A 21,688-nucleotide genomic window follows, 5' to 3' on the forward strand; every position below is an offset into this window, starting at 1 on the left:
GGCCATCCACAACTCCGTGCCCCTTGCCATGTCGGTCGGCGCTTGAATGGGCCGGCCGACAAAACGGCGGCATTCGGAGTCCCGACGGAAAGGTGAGATCGGATAAAACGGACTCGGAACGGCCGTGGTCGATAACAAGGTGGTCTTCGGGCTTTAGCTTGAGCCGTGCTATTGGGCCTTCATGGAGACCAAGCCCCCCACCCCGCTTGCCGTTCTTGTCGGTATTCAGACGCCGCAAGTCGATGATGTCGCCCATGAAGCCAGCCTGGAGGAACTGGGGCGCCTGGTGAAAACGCTTGGCTACAAGGTCGTTGGGGCGGTGTCTCAGCGGAGAGAGGGGACGGGTGCCGGTTCCGTACTGGGCAGCGGCAAGTTGGCGGAACTGGCGGCGCTGACCGGCGGCAGCGGCGTGATCGGCTCAATGGCGCCGCCGCCGAGGTCGAAGGCCAGGACACGTTTCGAGGGAGCGGCCGATGCCGCGGCTCCGGGCGCGCCAACCGACCCGACGGAATCCGAACCGGAGCTCGACCGCAAGCCTGAGTTCGTCATCGTCGATCACGAGCTCTCGCCCAGCCAGATCCGTAATCTGGAGCGGGCGACCGGGGCCCAGGTGCTCGACCGCACCGGCGTCATCGTCGAGATCTTCCACCGGCACGCCAATACCCGCGAGGCGAAGCTGCAGGTGGAGATGGCGCGGCTGAAATACGTCGCGCCGCGCCTGCGGGAATCGTCGGGGGGCGGGGGCCGGCAGCAGGGGCCCGGAGCGGGAGAAACCAACCTTGACCTCGATCGCCGCAAAATCCGCGATCGGCTGGCCGAACTGAAGGAACAGCTCGAGGCGGTGCAGCGCGACAGCGATCATCGTCGCTCCGCCCGGCGGGACCAGCTGCGGGTGGCGCTGGTCGGCTACACGAATGCGGGCAAGTCCTCGCTGATGCGTGCGCTGACCGGAAGTCAGGTCCTGGTGGAGGACAAGCTCTTCGCCACGCTCGATACGACGGTTCGTATCCTCCAGCCGGAAACCAGGCCACGAGTGCTCGTGTCGGACACGGTTGGCTTCATCAAGCAGCTACCGCACGACCTCGTCGCCTCCTTTCGTTCGACCTTGACGGAGGCTCTCGAGGCCTCGCTGCTGCTTTTCGTGGTCGATGCCTCGGACCCGACCTATGAGGCGCAGCTCGAGGTGAGCCGCAGCGTGCTGAGGGAGATCGGCGCGGATGCGGTACCGTCCCGCTTGGTGTTGAACAAAATGGACAGGGTGGACGACGTGCGGCGCGCCGTGCTCCTGGCCAGGCATCCGGACGCGATCATGCTCTCCGCCCATTCGCCTGGGGATGTGAGTGCGCTGCGGGACACCATCATCGCCTTCTTCGAGGCGGAGATGGTTGAGGATGTGCTGATCCTGCCATATGCGAAGCAAGGGCTGATCGGCGAGGTGTACGAGAGCGCGCGCGTCCTGTCAGAGGAGTACGATGAGAATGGCCGCGTCCTGAAGGTGCGCGGCCTGCCTGGCGCCATCACCCGCCTGCGAAGAAGTCTTGCTGCGTCCTGAAGTACGAGTGCAGTGCCGCGCCCAGGCTGGCTTTGACAGCACAGCCGTACTGCTGATCAGCGGTGCCGACTATCGAGAGATTTAGGCGGGGATTCGCTGCTTCTAATCACGCCGGTGGAAGCGAACGATGCAGCGGTTAGAGCTGTCAGCGCATGCTCCGGTTGTGGCCTCAACCTGTACAGGTCAGGGTCCCACTGTTCCTGACCAGACCAGCCCGGGCTGCGCACCAATAAAGCGTCCGGGCGCTAGCCCTTCCGCGGCGAGCGCCACCGCGAGGTCCGCCAGCGGGCGGCCAATCCCCTCGTCCGTGAGCTTGAAGGTACCCCAGTGATAGCCGAGCGCCTGACGCGCGCCGAGCAGCTTGAAGCCTTGTACCGCATCCGCCGGATTCATGTGCTGGCCCGCCATGAACCACCTGGGCTCATAAGCGCCGATCGGCAGCAGCGCGAGGCCGAGTGGCCCGTGCCGCTCCGCAACGCGCCGGAACGGCCGGCCATCGTCGAAGCCCGTGTCCCCCGCGAAGAAGACGCCGTCTCCCAGGCCACGCAGCACAAATCCGCACCACAGCGCACGGTTGCGGTCCCAGAGGCCGCGCGCCGTCCAGTGGTGGACCTGCTCCAGCACGGCTTCAGCACCGTTCCCGAGTGGCACCGCACCACCCCAGTCAGCGGTCGAGACCTCAATGGCCGGGTCGTGCTCCCGGATGGTAGTGTCGTTGCCGAGCGGCGCGACGATCCGCGGCCGGTCGCGGCGCCAGAGGCGCGCGAGGGTCTCGACGTCCAAGTGGTCGTAATGCCCGTGAGACACCAGAATGATGTCGATGGGCGGCAGATCGTCGAAGGCGATGCCCGGTGGGTTGGCGCGCTTGGGGCCGACGAAGGAGAAAGGGCTGGCACGCTCGGACCAGACCGGGTCCGTCAGGATGTTCAGCCCCGCGCCCTGGATGAGGAAGCTCGCATGGCCGACAAAGCTGACGCGGAGCGCCCTCCCCTCCACGCGCCGCGGAGGCCGGTCAGGCGGGAACGGGCTGGGATAGGCGTCGGGCCAGTCCTCGTCATTCCCGTTGAGCTTCCATCGCGCCAGGTCCATGAGGCCGCGCGGACCCGTGCCGCCCGGATTGAAGAACCGCGCACCATCGAAGTGGTCGCTCACCGGCCCCTCGTAGCTCGCCATGCCGCTAGCGGAACAGCCGCCCATCCAGGGCAGCATTCCCAGCACCGGAGCAGCACCGAGCAGGGCCGCAAAGCGGCGCCGGGGCACGCTGTGAGTGGATCGGGATCTGTCGTCAGTCACGGGATGTCCGGGATCTCGGGCGGTAGGAACACCATGAGGCAGGTCCTCTGCTTCTCCCGGCTGAGCGTTGCCGTCCAGCATGTCAGGCATCCCGGGCAAGCAGGCAAGTGACATCGGTCCTGTTGGAGCCTGAACCAAGGGGCTGAGCCCGGTGCTCTCCGGCTGTCCAAAGGGTGCGATGGCACTGGCGGATGAGCGGCGGGCGGTGCTGGAGCCCTTGGCCGAAGCGTTCCGCCTCCCACGCGAAGTGCCGCCGCAGCACCCGGTCGGTGTCGGACAGCAGGGCTCCGACCGCGACCTCCCCGGGAGGTCCGGCGGGGTTGAACTTCGCATGCCCCTCCCTGGAGGCTAACCTGATGAGAACGGCATCGAGCCTGGGATGGGTCGTGGCATGAGTTGGTCGGCAAGGCAGTACACGCAGTTCGAGGACGAACGCACACGCCCGGTACGCGACCTGCTGGCGCGCGTCCTTGAGCGGGACGTAACGGCGGTGGCGGATCTCGGATGCGGCCCTGGCAACTCCACCGAGTTGCTGCGGGCGCGCTTTCCCGGCGCGGCGGTACTCGGCCTCGATAGCTCGGCGGACATGCTGGCGGCCGCGCGCCAACGGCTGCCGGGGGTTGAGTTCGTGCTCGGCGACATCGCGGCCTGGCAGGGATCGCAACGCTACGATGTCGTGCTCGCCAACGCATCTCTCCAATGGGTGCCGGACCACAGGACTCTGCTCCCTGCGCTGCTGGAACGCCTCGCTCCGGGAGGGCAACTGGCGGTGCAGATGCCGGACAACCTCGACGAGCCCGCGCATCAGCTGATGCGGAAGGTGGCCTCCACGGGGCCGTGGGCGGCGAAGCTGAGGGCGGCCGGGGAGGCGCGGGCACCGCGTCGCGGGGCAGCTTGGTACTACGGCGCGCTGCGGGAACTTGGTGCGCGCGTGGATGTGTGGATCACCATCTACCATCATCCACTGCCTGGTGGCGCAAGTGCTGTCGTGGAGTGGTTCAAGGGCAGCGGGCTGCGGCCCTTCCTCGACCCATTGGATGAGGGTGAGCGGGCGGAGTTCCTGGAGCGCTACGAGGCTGGGATCCAAGAGGCCTATCCTGCCCAGGAGGATGGAACTGTGCTGTTGCCGTTTCCCCGGTTGTTCTTCGTCGCGACGCGCTGACGAATGGGAGGGGCGGGCGAGGGTCGGAGAACAGCCCGCTCCCGGGGAAGCGGCCGGGTACCGTTCCTTTCGGAACATAGGTCAGCGCGGCCAGCGCCGATGCTGGGATGTCCCTCTGCGCCGCTCCAGGCGGGGCAGCGCTGACGCATGCAGACGGCCGCGGACCGTCGCCGCTACTGCCCTCCCGGTTCACCGTTCACGGGAAATCGTCGGCAGTTTCTGTGCAAGGAATGACAGACCTGCTTGTCATCGAAAATCTCGGACATGGTAACGTCCTGGCACTACGCTCCGGCTCATGCACATGCCGCTCCGCGCCATCGCCGTGTTCCACGCTGCCGCTCGGGCGGGCAGCCTGACGCGCGCCGCGCAGGATCTCGGCGTGACACCCTCGGCGGTCAGCCAGCAGATCGCAGCGTTGGAGCTGCACCTCGGCACGTCACTGATGGTGAAGTCGGGGCGGCGAATGGCGTTGACGGAGGCCGGAGAGCGCTACTTCGAGATGATCTCGGAGAACCTGGAGCGCGTGGCCGAGGCGACGCGCGGGATCCGCGGCTATCTGTCGTCCCGGTCGCTCACCGTGCGCGTCACGCCGACATTCGCGACCAAGTGGCTGCTGCCTCACCTCGGCGGCTTTCTCGACGCCTACCCGGATATCGACCTGCGCCTCGATGCGACCAACGAGCCGACCGATTTCGCGCGCGGGGCCGTCGACATCGACATTCGCCATGGTGAGGGCAACTGGCCCGGGCTGTTCGTCGAGGGCATCACGGAGGAGCGCTTCCTGCCGGTCTGTCATCCCGGGCTCTGCCCGCCCGGCAGCCTGAGGGCGGAGGAGCTGCCGCGCTTTCGCCTGATCCATTCGGTGAAGTCGCAGGTGCAGTGGGGCCACTGGTTCGGCCTGGCCGGCGTCAGCGCCCCTGCCAGGTGGCGGCGCGTGCTGTTCGACCGCAGCCACATGGCCATAGATGCCGCGGCCAATGGGATCGGTATCGCGCTGGAGAGCGACCTGATGATGGAGCGCGAGTTGCGCGAGGGCCTGCTGGCCTGCCCGGTGAGCGAGCCGCCGCAGGCAAGGCGGACGACGCAGTGGCTGGTCTGCCCGCATGACAGGCTGCGCCGCAGCCAAGTGGCCGCCTTCCTCGCCTGGCTCCGCGCTGAGCGCGACCTGTGGTGTGGACGGACTCTCCGCATGGCAGGGGAGTGATTAGATCCACTTAACGGCACTGCCTGAAAAACTCGTTTGAGCTAACGCGAGCCGCTCCCCTACCGTCTGCCTAACCAAGTGGGCCGGTGAAATAGGCCAGCCCAGACCAAGGGGAGGACCGGGTGAATCTCTCGACCATGCTGCAGGCGCGCGCCGCCGACGGACGTCCGGTCCGCGTCGGCCTGATCGGCGCCGGCAAGTTCGGCTCCATGGTGCTTGCCCAGGCGCAGCGCATTCCGGGCCTCCATGTGGTGGGCGTGGCCGATCTCGACCTTGCCAAGGCGCGCGCCTCGCTCGCCCGTGTCGGCTGGCCGGAGGAGCGCTATGCCGCGCCGAGCCTGGCCGAAGCCTTCAAGGGCGGTGGCACCTGCGTGCTGGATGACGCTCGCGCGCTGGCGGCGTTCGACGGCATCGAGTGCATCATCGAGGCCACCGGCCATCCGATCGCCGGTATCCGCCACGCGCTGGCCGCCATCGAGGGCGGCAAGCACGTCATCATGGTCAATGTGGAAGCCGACGTGCTGTGCGGCCCGGTGCTGGCGGCCAAGGCGCGGGCCAAGGGCCTGGTCTACTCCATGGCCTATGGCGACCAACCGGCCATGATCTGCGAACTGGTGGACTGGGTGCGCTCCTGCGGCTTCGAGCTGGTCTCGGCCGGCAAGGGCATGAACTTCGAGCCGCGCTACCGTTATTCCACGCCGGATACGGTGTGGGGCTTCTTCGGCTGGACCGAGGAAGAGGTGGCGAAGGGCGACTTCAACCCGAAGATGTACAACTCCTTCACCGACGGCACGAAGGCGGCCATCGAGATGGCGGCCGTGGCCAACGGCACCGGGCTGGACTGCCCCGATGACGGCCTGGCCTTCCCCCCCACGGGCCTGCACGACCTGGCCCAGGTGTTCAAGCCGGCCTCCGAGGGCGGCCGCCTGCCGCGTGCGGGGCTGGTGGACATCGCCGCGAGCCACGAGCCCGATGGCCGCGTGGTGTTCAACCACATCCAGTACGGCGTCTTCGTCACCTTCCGCGCCAACAACGAGTACACCCGCGCCTGCTTCCAGCAGTACGGGCTGCAGGTGGACAAGTCGGGCTGGTACGGCTCGATGTGGCGGCCCTTCCACATGATCGGCCTGGAGACGAGCATCAGCGTGCTCTCGGCCGTGCTGCGCAACGAGCCGACCGGCACGCCGAAGGAGTTCCGCGGTGACGCGGTGGCGACGGCGAAGCGGGACCTCCGGCCCGGCGAGATGCTGGACGGAGAGGGGGGCTTCACCGTGTGGGCCAACGCCATCCCCGCGACGAGGAGCCTTGCCGCGCGTGCGCTGCCCATCGGCCTCGCCCACAACGTGCGGCTGAAGCGGGCGGTGGCGAAGGACGTGGCGGTGAGCTTCGACGATGTCGAGCTGGTGAACGATCTCGACGTGGTCGCGCTGCGGCAGCAGATGGAGCAGGGCGGATGAACGGCCTCCTCGCCATCGCGGGCTCCGGGGCTCGCCCCGGCAACCGGCGGTTCGACGGGGAGAGCCCGACGGCCAGGCTGGGCCAGCCTCGGTCCATCGCCGGTTTGCCGCCGCTGAGGCTGAGGGAACGGCCAGCGCGCCTTGGCGCCCCGCCTCATGGCTGATCCTGCGCGCATCGGCTTTCTGGGCACCGGCATCATGGGCGGGCACATGGCCTGTCGCCTCGCCAAGGCCGGGCACAGGGTGCGGGCATGGAACCGCACGCCGGCCAAGGCCGCGGCGCTGACCGGGCATGGAGTGGCGCTGTCGGAAGATTCCGTCGCCGCCGTGGCCGATGCCGATATTGCCGTGGCCATGCTCAGCTCCGGCCCCGTCTGCGACGAGGTGCTGGTGGAGGGCGGGGTGCTGGCCGCCATGCGTCCGGGCAGCCTGCTGGTGGTGATGAGCTCCATCCCCGTCGAGACCGCGCGCCGGCATGCCGAGCTCGCCGCCGCGCACGGCATCGCCGTGCTGGATGCGCCGGTCTCCGGCGGCGAGCGCGGCGCCCGCGAGGGGGCGCTCTCCATCATGGCCGGCGGCAAGGAAGCGGACTTCGCCCGGGCCTTGCCGGTCTTCGCCGCTCTCGGCTGCGCCACCCATGTCGGCCCGTCCGGTGCCGGGCAGCTGGCCAAGCTGGCGAACCAGATCATCGTCGCCGGCAGCATCGCCACCGTCGCGGAGGCCTTGCTGCTCGCCGAGCGCGGCGGGGCGGACCCGGCCAGGGTCAGGGAGGCGCTGCTCGGCGGCTTCGCTGAATCCACGGTGCTGCGCCAGCACGGGCTGCGCATGATCGCGCGAGACTTCGTGCCCGGCGGGCCGGCGAAGTACCAGGTGAAGGATACCGGTACCGCGCTCGCATTCTGCGGCGCTCTCGGGCTTGATCTGCCGGTCCTTCAGCTGGTGGACCGGCTCTTCGCCGACATGGTCGCGCATGGGGACGGTGAGCTGGACCATAGCGGCATCATTCGGGAAGTCAGGCGACGAAACGGGTTGGAGACTGGCTGACGCAGCTCCCGGCTGCGGCAGGGACGAAGGAAGAACAGGAGGAAACGATGAAGAACGGTTTCACCATCACTCGCCGGGGCGCCCTCCTCGGGCTTGCCGCCGGCGGCTTGCTCGCGAAGCCCGGCGTGCTGAGGGCGCAGGGGCAGGTGCGCCTCACCCTCGGCCACGGCACCGCACCCGGCAACCCGCGCACGGTCGCGGCCGACCACTTCGCCAGTGTTGTGCGTGGGCGCAGCAACGGCCGCATTGAGGTTCGCGTCGCCGGTGCGGCGCAGCTCGGCGACGACCTTGCCATGCTCACGGGCTTGCGCACCGGCACGCTCGACATGTCGGTGAACAGCCAGGGGCCGGTGTCCTCCGTCGTTCCGGAGCTGGCAACCTTCGGCCTGCCCTTCCTCTTCGCCACCAGCAGCGCTGCCTTCCGCACCATCGACGGCCAGGTGACACAGGAGATCGTCCGCAAGCTCGAGTCGGTCGGGCTGATCTCGCTCGGCTGGTGGGACAACGGCATCCGCCATGTCACGAACCGCCGCAAGCCGATCGAGACGCCGGAGGACCTGCGCGGGATGAAGATCCGCACGCCGGCCGACCCGGCGACGATCGATACGTTTCAGGCGCTCGGTGCGGCGACGCAGCAGATCAACTTCAACGAACTCTACGTGGCGCTGCAGCAGGGTGTCGTGGACGGGCAGGAGAACCCGCTCGCCAACATTCATTCCGGCAAGCTGCACGAGGTGAACCGCTTCATCTCGCTGACCAGCCACAAGTGGGAATGCTCGCCCTTCCTGGTTTCCCGCATCGCCTGGGGCCGCCTCTCCGAGGCAGACCGGCGGGTGATCCAGGAAGCGGCGGCCGAGGCGACCGCTGCGAATCGCCGGCTGATGCAGGAGGCCGACGCCCGGCTGCTCGCGGAGTACCGCGCCAACCCCGCGATGACGGTGAACGAGGCCAATCTGCCGCTGTTCCGCGCTGCGACGGTGGCGGTGCTGGACCGGTGGGAGCAGCGGCCCGTCGGCGAGTTCGTCAAGCGCCTGCGCAGCGCCGCAACGGCCGCGGCCTGAGGAGGGTACTGGGAGAGGTGAGGGCGGCGGCCTGGACGATCATGGTCCAGGGCACGCCGCCCGGTGCTGCCACATCGGCCGGGGCTGCCGCTACCTCGTCATTTATGATCTCTCGTCCGCGGCCGTGCTGACGAGCGCGGCCTACTTGGCTCGGCTGAACGACCCGACGCCCGGTCCCGCCGGACCATGCCGGTGCTGCGAAACTTCGCGCGCGGCTGTGGACGGATCATCCACGAGTTCGGCACGGGGCACGGGGCAGGGGGCATCTGCTGGCCCTGCGCCTGCCCCGCACGGCGTCCGACGAGGCCGCGCTCGAGGCGGTCGCGGGGGCGGACCGGATCTGCGCCGTGCGGCTCCTCGCGGTGGATCGGAGGGCTCCGGCGTACCGACGAACGAGAAGGCGCTGCGCGGCGGGGACGGAAGCTTCGCCGGCCTGCTGCTGATCGAGGCGACGGACGAGGCGGCCCTGCACGGCGCGCTGGCGCGGTACGAGAGGGCCATCGCCGCTCTCGGCGCGGAGGAGGACGGCCCCGCCACCTACTCGCCCGTCTTCATGCTCCGTGCGAATCCCGGCGAGGCGGCGGGCTGACCGCCGGGCGTGAGGCCGACCAGCCCCGGCCGGCCGGGGGCACGGGGTGCTCCAGCCGGGTGCGAGGCCCGATGCGCTGGACAGGCTGGGGCAGCGGCCCCGGTCGAGGCGGCGCCGGCCTGCCGCTGGGGAGAAGCACGGTGAGGCCGCAGGAAGTGCAGGCTGGCCCTCGTGGATCTTCGCTGCCGGGTAGCCGGCGGCCGGGATAGGCGCCCCGCACGATGCCGCCGTGCACCACCGCGCGGCCACGGGGGGGGCGACCGGTTCAGGCGGCCAGCGCCGCCCCGTTGGTGATCTCGACCAGCACGGGGGCGGCCGCGGCGGGGGCGATCTCAAGCGCGTCGATGCCGTTACCGGTGCCGGGGTCGAAGCGGGCCGCCACCTCGACACCCTTCTCGGCGCCCATGCCCACCGCCATCACCGCCAGGGCGTATTCCCGGCCCGAGCCGATCGAGGTGAAGGCGTCCTCGACGGGCCACTTGCCGTCGCGCTGGTGCAGCCAGCACCGGCCATCCGGCGTCACCTCCAGCGCGGTGCACCAGCGGTCGCTCGACTGGCAGTCCGGGCGGGGGCCGCCATGCTCCAGCCAGTCGAGGACGACGGAGGCGACCGGCCACTCCCCGGTCGCCCCGATGAGGCGCCCGTCCGCCGTGCGGCGGATCTTGGTCGACGAGTAGGTCGTCGTGCCCATGGAAATGCGGCGGTCGGCGGCCATGACGCGGCCGTCCCAGGCGATGGTGGTCACGGCAGGAACCCCCGGGTGCGTTGCGCTGAAAGAAATAGCTGTCCCGGCCTGCCGACCTCAACAGAATACTCACGAAGCCGTGAGTTTGCCGATCGGGTCCACTGGGCGCGTGGCCCGGCTGCTGCAATGCGGCCAAGCTCGCCGGGCCTGCCCCCCTGTCTCGGCCAGCCTCGGCGCCCGTGGTTCCTGGCCGCGTCCGGGGTGGGACATCGCGCGGCTCTGTGCCGGGCTGCGGGGATGCCGGGCAGGGCGGCAGTCTCACCTGCCGTGAGCGGGTTTGTTCCGCCCCTCCGTTCAGCCGCCGAGATCGAACTCCAGCATCTTCGAGGCGAGGCACTTCCCGTGGGCGTCGAGGGCGAGGGAGCGGGTGACACCGCCGCCGAGAGCCCCTTCCAGCACGAAGTTCAGCGCGCCGATGCCGGGCAGCTCGTAGCGGCGCACCTCGCCCCGGACGATGCCGGCGAAATGCGCCCGCACCCGCTCAGCCGTCACCTCGCGCAGGAGGAGCGGGTAGTCCGCGGCGTCGCGGGCGATGACGGAAATGCAGGAAATGTCGCCCTTGTCGCCGGCACGGCTGTGGGCGAGGTCGCGCAGCAGCATCTCAGGCCTCCACCCAGGCGAGGCTGGGCCGGACATCATCCTCGGGGATGAGGCAGGAGCGGATGCCGATCACCTCGCGCACCGCCTTGGTCACCCCGCCGCCGCTCGCGGGGCCGTTGAGGTAGAGGCTGTCCACCTCGTGCCCGATCCGCTCCGCCTCTTCCGGCGAGGTGCAGCGGCCGACGACCCGCACGCGCACCTCCCGCGGCTCCGGCGCGCCCTCGCCGGGGCCGAGGATCGAATCCATCCCGATGAGGTCGAAGCGCATCTCCTCCGCCTCGTGCCCGATCAGGCCGAGGCGTTCCCGCACGAGATCGAGCGCGAGCCGCCCGCGCGCGACGGCGCCGGGACCCGCATAGGAGATCTGCCCCTCGCCGAACCAGCCCTCGTGGCAGCCGACCGAGACCTTCAGGCTTCCCGTCCGCGGCGTGCCGTCCCCGCCGGTCACGCGCACCGCATCCTCGCCCGCGGCCTCGACCTTCACGCCGGAGAAGTCGGCCACGACATCGGGCTGGAGATAGCGCGCGGGATCGTGCACCTCGTAGAGAAGCTGCTCCTTGCAGGTCGCGGGCGTCACCCGGCCGCCGGAGCCGGCCACCTTCGTGACGAGAGCGTTCCCGTCCTCCCCGACCTCGGCGAGCGGGAAGCCGAGCCGCGCGAGATCCGGCACGTCCTTCACGCCGGGGTCCGCGAAATAACCCCCGGTCACCTGGCCCGCGCATTCCAGGAGGTGCCCCACCACCGTCCCGCGCCCGAGCCGGGTCCAGTCGTCCACCGCCCAGCCGAACTCCCGGATCAGCGGGCCGAGGAAGAGGGCGGGATCGGCGACCCGGCCCGTCACCACCACCTCCGCCCCGGCCTCGAGCGCCTCGGCGATGGAACCCGCGCCGATATAGGCGTTCGCGGAGACGAGCCGGTTGCCGAGTGCCGCCACGGTGCCGCCCTCGTCCAGGGCGGTCTCCGTGCCGCGAAGGCGGTCCGTCACGTCGTCGCCGGTGATCGCCGCGATCCTGAGGCCGTGCAGCCCGAGCCCCCGCGCCACCTCCGCCACGCGCCGCGCCGCGGCGAGTGGGTTGGCGGCGCCCATGTTGGTGACGATCCGGATGCCCTGGCGGCGGCAGGCGGGCAGCACCGCCCGCATCCGCGCGGCGAGCAGGGGGTCGAAGCCGGCCTCCGGATCGCGCCGCCGCGCGAGCTGCGCCAGGGCGATCGTCCGCTCTGCCAGGCACTCGAAGACGAGGTAGCGGAGGCCGCCATGCTCGGCGAGCTCCACCGCGGGCTCGATCCGGTCTCCCGAGAAGCCGGACCCCGCGCCGATGCGTACCGTCCTCATGCGCTCAATCCGGCCGGATGTTTCCGGCGCGCACGACCTCGCGCCACTTCGCGATGTCGGCCTCCAGCCACGGGCGGAACTCGGCGGGGGAGAGCCCCACCGGCTCCAGCCCCTGCTCGTTCAGCCTGGGGCGCAGCTCCGGGTCGTTCAGCGCGACCGTCAGCGCGCGGTAGATCCGGCCGAGGACCGGCTCGGGCAGGTTCGCCGGCGCGAAGAGCCCGTGCCAGGCGGCGACATCGAAGGGCCTGACGCCCTGCTCCTCCACGGTCGGCACCTCGGGCGTCCATTCGAGGCGCCGCGCCGAGGTGGTCGCGAGGGCGCGCATCTTGCCGTCCCGCACGAAGGGGAGGACGGCCGTGACCTGGTAGACCGTCATCGCCACCTGTCCCGCGATGATGTCGGTCAGGGCCTGCGCCCCGCTGCGGTAGGGCACGTGCTCCAGCGGCACGCCGGTCCTCTGCTTCAGCAGCTCGCCCGCGAGATGGCTGGAGGTGCCGTTCCCCGCCGAGGCGTAGGACGCCCCGCCCCGCTGGGTGCGCGCCCAGGCCAGGAACTCCTGGAGGTTGTTCGCGGGCACCTGGGGGCCGACGACCAGCAGGTTCGGCGCGTTGGTGACGAGGGAGACCGGCGTGAAGTCGCGCAGCACGTCGTAGGGCAGGCGCGGCATGAGCGAGGCGTTCACCGAATGGGAGGCGATGCTCCCCATGCAGAGGTTGTAGCCGTCCGGCGGCGACTTCGCGACCAGCTCGGACCCGACCACGCCGCCCGCCCCGGTGCGGTTCTCGATGACGATCGGCTGGCCCAGCTCCTGCGACATGCGCGGCGTCACGAGGCGGGTCATGATGTCCGTGCTCGTGCCCGCGCCGAAGGGGACGATCACCCGGATCGGGCGGTCCGGCCAGGGTGTCTGGGCGAGGGCGGGGCGGGGCAGGGCGGGGAGGGTGAGCGCTGCCGCCGAGAGCAGGAAGCGCCGACGCGGCAACGCGGCCGTGGTGGTCATGTTCGTTGTTCCTCCCGAAGCCCGGCCGAGTGGGCCGGACAGGGGGCGATCATACAATTGAAAGTTTCTGAGCGCTCTCATAAGCGGGGTTTATGAGCGTCACCCTGCGCCAGATGCGCGCCATCGTCGCCGTCGCCCGCACCGGCAGCCTTGGCCGCGCGGCCAAGCTGCTTCACCTGTCCCAGCCGGCGCTGACCGTGCAGCTTCGCGAGGCCGAGGCCGCGCTGGGCCTGCGGCTCTTCGACCGCGGCGCGCGCGGGGCGGTGGCGACCGTGGCCGGGCGCGGCCTCGCCGACGCCTTCGCGCGGGTGCTGGAGGACCTGGACGCCGTGGTGGCCGGGGCCCGGGAGGCCGCGGCGGGCCGGAGCGGCCTCGTGCGCGTGGCGGTCCTCCCCTCGGTGGGGGCGACCTTGCTCCCGCCCGTCCTCGCCCGGCTGCGCGCGGCCAATCCGGGCATCCGCATCGTGGTGCGCGACGCCGTGGCGAGGAATGTCGTGCAGCTCGTCAGGACCGGGGCCGTCGAGATCGGCATCGGCACGGAGATCGAGCGCGACCCGGAGATCGAGGTGGTGCCGATCCTGGAGGACCGGATGGTCGCCGTCCTCCCCTCCGGCCATCGCTTCGAAGCCCTTCCGGCGGTGGCCGTCGCCGAGCTCGCGGGAGAGGCGCTCGTCCTGATGGACCCCGAGAGCAGCGTGCGCGCCCTCTTCGACCGCGCCTGCCGGGAGGCGGGGGTGAGCCCGCTGCCCGCCTGCGAGGCGACCTATATGAGCACGGCCGTCGCGCTCGTGCGCGCAGGGCTCGGCATCGGCGTCCTTCCCTCCTCGGCCGTTGATCTGCGTGTGACGCCGATCCTGCAGACCCGGCCGATCGTCGGGCCCGAGGTCCGGCGCTCCATCAGCCTCGTCCGGCGTGCCGGCCGCACCCTCTCGCCCGCGGCCGAGGCGCTCGTCGGCGACATCCTCGCCGGGATCCGCGGCCCGGGCCTCCGCCAGCGGCGCCGGCGTCCCGCCCGGACGGGCTAGGCCGGCGCGGCGACCCCGGGCGGGCAGGTGCCGCTCGCTCCCAGCGGAGCACCGGACAGCGAGGACGAGAGGCACCGCCCCGGCCCACCCGGCGGCATCCCGCGAAACCACGTGCCCCGGGGATGAGTTGTCCCGCCAGTCTGCGCCGGGATGATGACATGCTCGCCTCCTTCCTCATGGGCCTGGTCGGCGGACAGCGAGGGATGACGCCGCTGGCCACGGTCTCCGTCGCGGCCGCGCGCGGCGACCTGCCGGAGGACAACGGGGCTCCCCGCCTGCTCGCCCATCCGCTGGTCGCGCTCGCCACGGTCGCCCTCGCGGTTGCCGAGCTGGGCGGCGACAAGATGAAGTCCGCACCCGACCGGATCGTGCCCATCGGGCTGGCGACGCGCTTCGTCACCGCCGCCATCGCCGGGGCCTCGCTCGCCCCGCGCCGGCAGCGCTGGCTCGCCGCCGCGCTGGGCGGCACGACCGCGGTGGTCGCTTCCTATCCAGGCTGGCGCGCGAGGATCGCCGCCATGCCGCGCTACGGGCAGACGCCGACGGGACTGGTCGAGGACGCCATCGTCGTTATCAGCGCCGTGACGATCCTGCGCAAACTGGGCCGCTCCTCCGGGAGATAGGCGCTTCCACGGCAGCGGGGCGACGGGAGCGAGTGGTGGGCGACGAGACAGTTGAGTTCAGCGCGGCGCAGCGGGATTCGGGCGATGGCGCGCCCGGCGCGACGGCCGCCTTCCCCTATGACCGAATGACGGTCGAGCGCTTCCGCGAGGCATTCCCGCGCGCGAGGTGGCGCGACGACCTCCGGGCCTGGTTCGTCCCGGGGGCACGGGCAGAGCGGCGGCTGAACGCCTGGATGGGGCGTGAGTGGCAGGGCGTGCTGGCCTATGCCGACCAACGCGGGCGCGACGCCTTCGACTTCGAGCCGATCTCGAGCCCCTATCTGGAGGTCGCGGAGGGCTTCGTGGTGCGAACGCCGTACTCCCGCACCGTCATCGCGGAGTTGCGGGAGGTGCCCTGGGCGTCGTGGGACCCCTCATCGAAGGCGTGGCGCGTGCCGTTCCGCTCCTTCGAGGAGTTGCGCAAGCGCTGGCCCGCCATCGAGGAGGCCGCCCGCCATGCCGAGCCCGAGGAGCGCCGGACGCGCGAGGAGAGCCGCAAGGCCTCCCCCGAGCACGGGGAGCGGCGGGCCGAGGCCGCCGAGCGTCGCCGGAACCGATATCCCGTGCCGGAGGACGCCTTGCCGCCGCTCGACCGCGTGCTGATGACCCATGCGGGCTGCGCGGTGTTCGAGGCGATCACGGGCGAGCTTCCCGAGCCGGCGACCGTCGCCCGCTTCTACCCCGGCCTCGCCGCCGGGCCCGCCGCGCTGATCTGGGCGACGCTGCGCCGGCCCGGCCATGCCGAGCTCGTCCAGGCCTGGCCCGCGAAGGCGGCACCAGGCCCGGCCGAGCTGGCGCGCGGCTGGTGGCAGCCGACGATCGAGGTGCTGCGGGAGGAACGTCGCAAGGCGGCGTCCCTTGAGCGTGCGCGGGCGACACGCCGGGCCAGGACGGTGTGACTGGCCGCTTGCCCGGCGAGACGGCTTCGGCGAGCCCGAAGCGGCTCACGGGCTCGGCCGGGCAAGGGGCGCGGGGGAGGCTCAGGCGTTCCTGACCGCGTCCGTCATGACCGCGCGCCAGATCTGGGCGGGCAGCCCGCCTCCCGACACGCCGGTCATCGGCTTGCTGTCGCTGTTCCCGAGCCACACGCCGGCGACGTAGCTCTCGGTGAAGCCGATGAACCAGGCGTCGCGGTTGGCGGTGGTCGTCCCCGTCTTGCCCGCCGCCCAGAAGCCCGGATCGGCGGCCTTCCCGGTTCCCCGCTGCACGACGCCGGCGAGCATCTGTCGCATGGCATCGGCCTGCTGCGGTGCCAGCACCTGCCTGATCTCCGATCTCGCCGGCAGCACGCGCGTCAGCAGCTCGCCCCCGGCTGGGTCCTGAACGCGCTGCACCGAGTAGGGCACGACCATGCGGCCGCGATTGGCGACGCTGGCGAAGGCGGCGGTGAGATCGACCAGCCTCGCCTCATAGGTGCCGAGCGCCAGGTCGCCGGCCTCTCCCCCGGGATCGTCGGCGATGTTCAACCTCTCGATCAGCGTCCTGACCTCGCCGGTGTTCCTGATAGCGAGCCGCACCGCGGCGGTGTTGGAGGACTTTTCCAGGGCGGCGGAGAGCGGGATGTCGCCGAGATACGTGTCGTCGAAGTTCCTCACGGGGCGACCGCCCAGGGTGAGGGGCGCGTCGCTGATCCTGCTCTCAGGCGTGCTGCCTTCCTGCAGGGCGGCGAGATAGACGAACAGCTTCGCCACCGAGCCCGGCTGGCGCTTCGCCTGCGTCGCGTGGTCCCACTCCTTGCGCTTGTAGTCGCGCCCGCCCACCAGCGCGACCACCGCGCCGTCGAGGCGCATGACGACGACCGCGCCCTCCTCGATCGCCCTCGTCCGCGCATTCGCCCGCAAGGCCTGCTCGAGATGCCGCTCCGCCGCCGCCTGGATCCTCGGGTCGAGCGTGGTGGTGATGGTCCTCGTGCCCTTGCGGGCGCTGGGGGCGGCGTTGGCGTTCGCCTCGTTCTCGGCCCAGCGGGCGAACCAGCCGATCTGAGTGCCTCGGGGATAGAAGCCTCCCCAGGCCGATCTCGAGGGCGCCACGGTCACCGGCTGCGCCTTCGCCCGGTCCGCCGCCGCGCGGGTGAGGAGGTCGGCATCCACCATCTGCTCGATGACGCGGAAGCCCCGGTCCCGCGACAGCTCGAAGTTGCGATGGGGGTTGAAGCGGTTGGGTGCGGGCAGCAGCCCGACCATCATGGCGGATTCCAGCACGCTGAGGCTGCGGGCGTACTTGTTGAAGTACACGCGCGCCGCCGCCTCGATGCCATGGGCGCTGCCGCCGAAGAACACCCTGTTGAGGTAGACGAACAGGATGTCCTCCTTGCTCAGGTTGAGCTCGAGGATCGGCGCGAGCACCGGCTCCTCCAGCAGCTTCCGGACGATCGGGCTGTGCTCCTTGAGGTAGATCTCCTTGATCGTCTGCTGGGTGAGCGTGCTGCCGCCCTGGGTGCGCCCCGTGAGCGTCGACCAGACCGCGCGCGCCATCGCCCTGGGGTCCAGGCCCCAGTGCTCGTAGAAGCGGCGGTCCTCGCTCGCGACCAGCGCGTCGATCAGATGCCTAGGCAGCTGGGCGAAGGGCACCGGCGGGCCGTAATAGGCCCCGCGTGCCCCGACGAACTCGCCCTGGGCGCTGAGGACCCGTATGCCGTCCTCCCGGTTCTCGGTGATCAGCCGGTTGGCATCAGCGAGCTCGAGCGCCTCGGTGGGGCGAGGAGCGGCCGCGGCCAGGCCAAGCAGGGCGAGAAAGCGTCTGCGATCTAGGGACTGGTCAGGCGGCATGGGCAAGGCTGGAACATGCCCCCTGGTACAGGAGGGCCGGTCCGGGGGCAGCTAACAACATGCGGCGCGCGAGGGGCCGCCGCTTCAGCCCCGGTAGCGCAGGGCCTCTACCAGCAAGGCGAGGGCCGGGGTCGGCTGGCGCCGGCTGGGATAGTAGAGATGGTATCCCGAAAAGGGCGGGCACCAGTCGGCGAGCACGCGCTCCAGCCGCCCCGAGGCGAGGTGATCCCGAACCTGGTCCTCGAAGACGCAGGCCAGGCCGAGGCCGGCGAGGGTCGCCCGGAGGAGCAGGGCCGGGGTGTTGACCACCAGCGGTCCGTCCACATGCACCCTCAACTCGCGCTCCCCCTTCTCCAGCTCCCAGGCATAGAGGGAGCCGTGCGTCGGCAGGCGCAGGTTGATGCAGGCATGGTCGGTCAGGTCCTGCGGCGTGTTCGGCCGCGGGTGGCGTGCGAAATATGCGGGGGCGCCGACGACCGCCATCCGCATGTCCGGCCCGATGCGCAGGGCGACCATGTCCTTCGCCACCTGGTCGCCGAAGCGGATGCCCGCATCGTACCGCCCGGCCACGAGATCGGTGAGGGTGTTGTCGACATCGATCTCGACCTTGATGTCGGGATAGTCGGGCAGGAGCCGCTCCAGGGCCGGCCAGAGGATGGCGTCGACGGGGTGCTCGCCCGCCGTGATGCGGATGGTGCCGGAGGGCCGGTCGCGGAACTCGCTGAGTTGCGCCAGGGTCTGGTCGATCCCGTCGAGAGCCGGGCCGAGGGTACGGAGCAGGCGCTCGCCCGCATCCGTCGGCGCCACGCTGCGCGTGGTTCGGGCCAGGAGGCGGATGCCGAGCCGTTCCTCCAGCCCGCGCAGGGTCTGGCTGAGGGCCGATTGGGAGACGCCGAGCTTCGCCGCGGCCCGGGTGAAGCTTCCCGCGCGCGCCACGGCGAGGAACGCCTCCAGGTCGTTCAGGTCCGACCGCGCCATTGAGAAGTCCTGCTTATAGCCTCGTGCGGGACTTAGCGTCTAATCGCCGGGGGCGGCACCCGCTATCTCACGGCTCCATGCTCTTGTCGGTCACGCCGGCTGCCGAGGTCACGGCAGGGGAGGGCGTGGGGCTCGGGCGGGCGTCATCCCGGCCCCGGCGGCGAGCCCGCGGCCTCCCTGGCCACGACCTGAGAGCCATTTCCGACAAGCTGAAGGGGAAAGGTCACCGATGAGCGGACGAACCATCTCGGGCGCCGGGGCGCTCCCTTCGCATTCCTCGCGCTCGGGCGCGGTTCTCGCGATGACGCTGTGCGCGGCCGCGCTCATCGCGTCGGAGTTCATGCCGGTCAGCCTGCTGACGCCGGTCGCCTCCGATCTCGGGATGACGGAGGGGCAGGCCGGGCAGGCGATCTCGGTGTCCGGCATCTTCGCCGTCCTGACCAGCCTCTTCGCCTCCGCGGCCTCGGGGCGGCTCGACCGCCGCACCGTGCTGCTCGCCTTCACGCTGCTCATGGCCGTCTCCGGCAGCATCGTCGCCTTCGCGCCGAGCTACCCCGTCCTGATGGCCGGGAGGGCGCTGCTCGGCGTGGCGATCGGCGGCTTCTGGTCGATGTCGACCGCCACCGTGATGCGCCTCGTCCCCCGCGAGGAGGTGCCGAAGGCGCTCGCGATCCTGAACGGCGGCAATGCCCTGGCCGCGACGGTGGCGGCGCCCCTCGGGAGCTTTCTCGGCGCCTATATCGGGTGGCGAGGCGCCTTCTTCTGCGTCGTCCCCCTGGCCGCGCTGGCCTTCGCCTGGCAGCTGGCGACCATCCCGCCGCTACCCGCCGAACGCCGGTCGGGCGCCGGGGCCGCCTTCGGTCTGCTCCGCCGCCCCCGGGTCGCCACGGGCATGCTCGCGATCCTGTTCCTGTTCATGGGACAGTTCGCGCTGTTCACCTATCTCCGCCCCTTCCTTGAGACGGTCACGCGCGTGGATGTCCCGACCCTGTCGCTCATCCTTCTCGCCGTGGGGGTCGCGGGCTTCGTCGGCACCTATCTCATCGGCTGGTTCCTGCGGGCGAGCCTGCCCGCCGTGCTGGTGGGCATCCCGCTCGGGATGGCGGCAATCGCGATCGCGCTGATGGGGTTGGGGCACTGGCCGGCGGCGACGGCGGCCCTGCTGGCGGGGTGGGGGCTCATCGGCACGCCCGCGCCCGTCGGCTGGGGAACCTGGCTGAGCCGGACGTTGCCGGAGGATGCCGAGGCGGGCGGGGGGCTGATGGTCGCGACCATCCAGCTTGCCATCACCCTGGGAGCCTCGGTGGGCGGCTTCCTGTTCGACCTCAGCGGCTACCGCAGCACTTTCGGCATCAGCGCGGCGCTGCTGTGCGCCTCCGCCCTGCTCGCGCTCCTGAGCTGGCGCGGCGGGCCGGGGCGGGGCGAGTAGGACAATCCCGCGCGACTTTTGGGCGGGTGCGCCGTTCTGTGTGCTCGGCGCGGAGGAAGGCGAGGGGGCGGCATGCCCTCCTGCCCGGTCAGGCGCAGCCGCAGGCCGGATTCACAGAGAGCCGCAAGCCGCGTGTCGGCCGGCAACTCAGGCGGAAAGACGAGGAATGGTGATGGAGAACGAGATGGGGAGCCCTGACTTCGAGCCAACCCGGCGCGGCCTGCTGGCCGGGGCCGCCACGGCGACGAGCTTCGCCGCCGCCGGCCCTGCCGGTGCGCAGGGGGCGGGCGGCAGCGCTGCGGCCGCCCCGGCCGCCGGAGTGCCCGTGCTGTCCAAGGTCTCGCTGATGGTGAACGGGCAGCGGCGCGAGCTGGAGCTGGACACGCGGACGACGCTGCTGGACGCCCTGCGCGAGCACCTGCAGCTGACGGGCAGCAAGAAGGGCTGCGACCACGGCCAGTGCGGCGCCTGCACGGTGATGGTGGACGGCCAGAGGGTTCTCTCCTGCCTGACGCTCGCCGTCATGCACGAGGGCGACGAGGTGAAGACCATCGAGGGGCTGGGGCAGCCCGACAGCCTGCACCCCATGCAGGCCGCCTTCGTGAAGCATGACGGCTACCAGTGCGGTTACTGCACCCCGGGCCAGATCTGCTCCTCCGTCGCGATGCTGGAGGAGATCAAGGCGGGCGTGCCGAGCCATGTGACGGCCGACCTGACCGCGGCACCCCAGCTCACGGCGGACGAGATCCGCGAGCGCATGAGCGGCAACATCTGCCGCTGCGGCGCCTATTCCAACATCGTCGACGCGATCACCGAAGTCGCGGGGAGGCAGGCATGAGGCCCTTCACCTACGAGCGCGCCCGCACGCCCGCCGAGGCGGCCGCGGCGGCCAACCGCAACCCCGCCGCCAAGTTCATCGCGGGCGGGACCAACCTGCTCGACCTCATGAAGCTCCAGATCGAGGTGCCGAGCCACCTGATCGACGTCAACGGCCTCGGCCTGGACCGGATCGAGGCCACGCCCGAGGGCGGGCTGCGCATCGGGGCGCTGGTGCGCAACACGGATCTGGCCGCCGATGAGCGCGTGCGGCGCGACTACGGCGTGCTCACCCGCGCGCTGCTGGCCGGCGCCACGGGGCAGCTTCGCAACAAGGCGACGACGGCGGGCAACCTGCTCCAGCGCACGCGCTGCCCCTACTTCTACGACACCAACATGGCCTGCAACAAACGCCAGCCCGGCAGCGGCTGCTCGGCCATCGGCGGCGTCACGCGCCACCTCGCGGTGATCGGCATGAGCGAGGCCTGCATCGCGACCCATCCCAGCGACATGGCGGTTGCCATGCGCGCGCTGGACGCGGTGGTGGAGACGGTGAGGCCGGACGGCACGACCCGCAGCATCCCGATGGCCGAGTTCCACCGCCTTCCCGGCGACACGCCGCATATCGAGACGGCGCTGGGTAGGGGCGAGTTCATCACCGCGGTGACCTTGCCGCCGCCGCTCGGCGGTCGGCAGTTCTACCGCAAGGTGCGCGACCGGGCCTCCTACGCCTTCGCCCTCGTCTCGGTGGCGGCCGTGGTGCAGCCGGACGGCACGGGGCGCGTGGCGCTGGGCGGCGTGGCGCACAAGCCCTGGCGGGTGGAAGCGGCCGAGGCCGAGCTGCCGCGCGGTGCCAAGCCCGCCATGGCCGCGATCCTGAACGGTGCGCGGCCGACCCATGAGAACGCGTTCAAGGTCACCTTGGCCGAGCGCGCACTCGCATCCGTGCTGTCCGAGGCGAGGGGCTGAG

The 21,688-nt window shown here is 70.9% G+C and carries 20 protein-coding genes; 13 read left to right on the forward strand and 7 right to left on the reverse strand.

The genetic code is table 11. The features are described from left to right. The first annotated feature begins 181 nt into the window (after positions 1–181). Positions 182–1,552 carry a GTPase HflX gene (gene hflX / locus FHS87_RS09300; RefSeq protein WP_184516760.1) on the forward strand — a complete coding sequence of 457 codons (1,371 nt, stop codon included), beginning with the start codon at positions 182–184 and terminating at the stop codon, positions 1,550–1,552. Positions 1,553–1,735: 183 nt separating this feature from the next. Here the strand turns inward: hflX and FHS87_RS09305 are convergent, their stop codons facing one another. Then, on the reverse strand, positions 1,736–2,845 hold the full coding sequence (locus FHS87_RS09305; protein WP_184516763.1) for an MBL fold metallo-hydrolase: 1,110 nt from the start codon (positions 2,843–2,845) through the stop codon (positions 1,736–1,738). A 391-nt stretch (positions 2,846–3,236) separates the two neighbouring features. On the opposite strand from FHS87_RS09305, the gene tam reads away from it, so the two are divergent. The 6 genes from tam to FHS87_RS09335 all read left to right on the forward strand — a co-directional run bounded on the left by tam (position 3,237) and on the right by FHS87_RS09335 (position 9,362). Continuing rightward, positions 3,237–4,007 carry a trans-aconitate 2-methyltransferase gene (gene tam, locus FHS87_RS09310; RefSeq protein WP_184516766.1) on the forward strand — a complete coding sequence of 257 codons (771 nt, stop codon included), beginning with the start codon at positions 3,237–3,239 and terminating at the stop codon, positions 4,005–4,007. Positions 4,008–4,308: 301 nt separating this feature from the next. Continuing rightward, complete coding sequence (locus FHS87_RS09315; protein ID WP_221299733.1) at positions 4,309–5,211, forward strand: LysR substrate-binding domain-containing protein; 903 nt, start codon at positions 4,309–4,311, stop codon at positions 5,209–5,211. Positions 5,212–5,333: 122 nt separating this feature from the next. After that, positions 5,334–6,668: an NAD(P)H-dependent oxidoreductase gene (locus FHS87_RS09320; RefSeq protein ID WP_184516772.1), complete on the forward strand. Its 1,335-nt coding sequence runs from the start codon at positions 5,334–5,336 to the stop codon at positions 6,666–6,668. 156 nt (positions 6,669–6,824) lie between these two features. Then, on the forward strand, positions 6,825–7,712 hold the full coding sequence (locus FHS87_RS09325) for an NAD(P)-dependent oxidoreductase (RefSeq protein WP_184516775.1): 888 nt from the start codon (positions 6,825–6,827) through the stop codon (positions 7,710–7,712). A 47-nt stretch (positions 7,713–7,759) separates the two neighbouring features. Beyond that, entirely contained in the window at positions 7,760–8,773 is a 1,014-nt protein-coding gene (locus FHS87_RS09330; RefSeq protein ID WP_184516778.1) for a TRAP transporter substrate-binding protein, read from the forward strand. 217 nt (positions 8,774–8,990) lie between these two features. Beyond that, the gene (locus FHS87_RS09335; RefSeq protein ID WP_184516780.1) at positions 8,991–9,362 is read left to right on the forward strand and encodes a hypothetical protein; all 372 of its coding nucleotides are present in this window, start codon (positions 8,991–8,993) and stop codon (positions 9,360–9,362) included. A gap of 265 nt (positions 9,363–9,627) precedes the next feature. Here the strand turns inward: FHS87_RS09335 and FHS87_RS09340 are convergent, their stop codons facing one another. From FHS87_RS09340 to FHS87_RS09355, 4 genes are all read right to left on the reverse strand, one after another. Further along, positions 9,628–10,107, reverse strand: coding sequence for an Ntn hydrolase family protein (locus FHS87_RS09340; protein ID WP_184516784.1), 480 nt, complete (start codon positions 10,105–10,107; stop codon positions 9,628–9,630). A 294-nt stretch (positions 10,108–10,401) separates the two neighbouring features. Further along, positions 10,402–10,707 carry an AtuA-related protein gene (locus FHS87_RS09345; protein ID WP_184516787.1) on the reverse strand — a complete coding sequence of 102 codons (306 nt, stop codon included), beginning with the start codon at positions 10,705–10,707 and terminating at the stop codon, positions 10,402–10,404. A 1-nt stretch (position 10,708) separates the two neighbouring features. Beyond that, positions 10,709–12,040: an acyclic terpene utilization AtuA family protein gene (locus FHS87_RS09350; RefSeq protein WP_184516790.1), complete on the reverse strand. Its 1,332-nt coding sequence runs from the start codon at positions 12,038–12,040 to the stop codon at positions 10,709–10,711. A 4-nt stretch (positions 12,041–12,044) separates the two neighbouring features. Continuing rightward, positions 12,045–13,040, reverse strand: coding sequence for a Bug family tripartite tricarboxylate transporter substrate binding protein (locus tag FHS87_RS09355; RefSeq protein ID WP_184516793.1), 996 nt, complete (start codon positions 13,038–13,040; stop codon positions 12,045–12,047). A gap of 92 nt (positions 13,041–13,132) precedes the next feature. Here FHS87_RS09355 and FHS87_RS09360 point away from each other — a divergent pair, with 92 nt between their 5' ends. The 3 genes from FHS87_RS09360 (at position 13,133) to FHS87_RS09370 (ending at position 15,626) form a co-directional block, all read left to right on the forward strand. After that, the gene (locus FHS87_RS09360) at positions 13,133–14,065 is read left to right on the forward strand and encodes a LysR family transcriptional regulator (protein ID WP_184516796.1); all 933 of its coding nucleotides are present in this window, start codon (positions 13,133–13,135) and stop codon (positions 14,063–14,065) included. 158 nt (positions 14,066–14,223) lie between these two features. Beyond that, positions 14,224–14,688: a DUF4126 family protein gene (locus FHS87_RS09365; RefSeq protein WP_184516799.1), complete on the forward strand. Its 465-nt coding sequence runs from the start codon at positions 14,224–14,226 to the stop codon at positions 14,686–14,688. Between the two features lie 35 nt (positions 14,689–14,723). Beyond that, on the forward strand, positions 14,724–15,626 hold the full coding sequence (locus FHS87_RS09370) for a hypothetical protein (protein WP_184516801.1): 903 nt from the start codon (positions 14,724–14,726) through the stop codon (positions 15,624–15,626). Positions 15,627–15,707: 81 nt separating this feature from the next. On the opposite strand, the gene FHS87_RS09375 is transcribed toward FHS87_RS09370, so the two are convergent. Both FHS87_RS09375 and FHS87_RS09380 read right to left on the reverse strand, forming a co-directional pair. Beyond that, the gene (locus FHS87_RS09375; RefSeq protein ID WP_184516804.1) at positions 15,708–17,495 is read right to left on the reverse strand and encodes a transglycosylase domain-containing protein; all 1,788 of its coding nucleotides are present in this window, start codon (positions 17,493–17,495) and stop codon (positions 15,708–15,710) included. 84 nt (positions 17,496–17,579) lie between these two features. After that, a complete protein-coding gene (locus tag FHS87_RS09380; protein ID WP_184516807.1) occupies positions 17,580–18,473 on the reverse strand; it encodes a LysR family transcriptional regulator in 894 nt (297 codons plus the stop codon). A 229-nt stretch (positions 18,474–18,702) separates the two neighbouring features. Here FHS87_RS09380 and FHS87_RS09385 point away from each other — a divergent pair, with 229 nt between their 5' ends. From FHS87_RS09385 to FHS87_RS09395, 3 genes are all read left to right on the forward strand, one after another. Then, positions 18,703–19,902, forward strand: coding sequence for an MFS transporter (locus FHS87_RS09385; RefSeq protein ID WP_184516810.1), 1,200 nt, complete (start codon positions 18,703–18,705; stop codon positions 19,900–19,902). Positions 19,903–20,074: 172 nt separating this feature from the next. Then, a complete protein-coding gene (gene paoA, locus FHS87_RS09390) occupies positions 20,075–20,740 on the forward strand; it encodes an aldehyde dehydrogenase iron-sulfur subunit PaoA (protein WP_246418276.1) in 666 nt (221 codons plus the stop codon). Next, positions 20,737–21,687 carry an FAD binding domain-containing protein gene (locus tag FHS87_RS09395; RefSeq protein ID WP_184516813.1) on the forward strand — a complete coding sequence of 317 codons (951 nt, stop codon included), beginning with the start codon at positions 20,737–20,739 and terminating at the stop codon, positions 21,685–21,687. Before paoA ends, FHS87_RS09395 begins: the two co-directional genes overlap by 4 nt. The last annotated feature ends 1 nt before the right edge of the window (position 21,688 follow it).

Source organism: Muricoccus pecuniae, assembly GCF_014199205.1.
Taxonomy (GTDB): domain Bacteria; phylum Pseudomonadota; class Alphaproteobacteria; order Acetobacterales; family Acetobacteraceae; genus Roseomonas; species Roseomonas pecuniae.

Coding starts and splice junctions, on each gene's coding strand:
- hflX (WP_184516760.1), top strand. CDS start 182: ATGGAGACCAAGCCCCCCACCCCGCTTGCCGTTCTTGTCGGTATTCAG.
- FHS87_RS09345 (WP_184516787.1), bottom strand. CDS start 10,707: ATGCTGCTGCGCGACCTCGCCCACAGCCGTGCCGGCGACAAGGGCGAC.
- FHS87_RS09355 (WP_184516793.1), bottom strand. CDS start 13,040: ATGACCACCACGGCCGCGTTGCCGCGTCGGCGCTTCCTGCTCTCGGCG.
- FHS87_RS09385 (WP_184516810.1), top strand. CDS start 18,703: ATGAGCGGACGAACCATCTCGGGCGCCGGGGCGCTCCCTTCGCATTCC.
- tam (WP_184516766.1), top strand. CDS start 3,237: ATGAGTTGGTCGGCAAGGCAGTACACGCAGTTCGAGGACGAACGCACA.
- FHS87_RS09315 (WP_221299733.1), top strand. CDS start 4,309: ATGCCGCTCCGCGCCATCGCCGTGTTCCACGCTGCCGCTCGGGCGGGC.
- FHS87_RS09380 (WP_184516807.1), bottom strand. CDS start 18,473: ATGGCGCGGTCGGACCTGAACGACCTGGAGGCGTTCCTCGCCGTGGCG.
- FHS87_RS09350 (WP_184516790.1), bottom strand. CDS start 12,040: ATGAGGACGGTACGCATCGGCGCGGGGTCCGGCTTCTCGGGAGACCGG.
- FHS87_RS09330 (WP_184516778.1), top strand. CDS start 7,760: ATGAAGAACGGTTTCACCATCACTCGCCGGGGCGCCCTCCTCGGGCTT.
- FHS87_RS09325 (WP_184516775.1), top strand. CDS start 6,825: ATGGCTGATCCTGCGCGCATCGGCTTTCTGGGCACCGGCATCATGGGC.
- FHS87_RS09365 (WP_184516799.1), top strand. CDS start 14,224: ATGCTCGCCTCCTTCCTCATGGGCCTGGTCGGCGGACAGCGAGGGATG.
- paoA (WP_246418276.1), top strand. CDS start 20,075: ATGGAGAACGAGATGGGGAGCCCTGACTTCGAGCCAACCCGGCGCGGC.
- FHS87_RS09395 (WP_184516813.1), top strand. CDS start 20,737: ATGAGGCCCTTCACCTACGAGCGCGCCCGCACGCCCGCCGAGGCGGCC.
- FHS87_RS09375 (WP_184516804.1), bottom strand. CDS start 17,495: ATGCCGCCTGACCAGTCCCTAGATCGCAGACGCTTTCTCGCCCTGCTT.
- FHS87_RS09360 (WP_184516796.1), top strand. CDS start 13,133: ATGAGCGTCACCCTGCGCCAGATGCGCGCCATCGTCGCCGTCGCCCGC.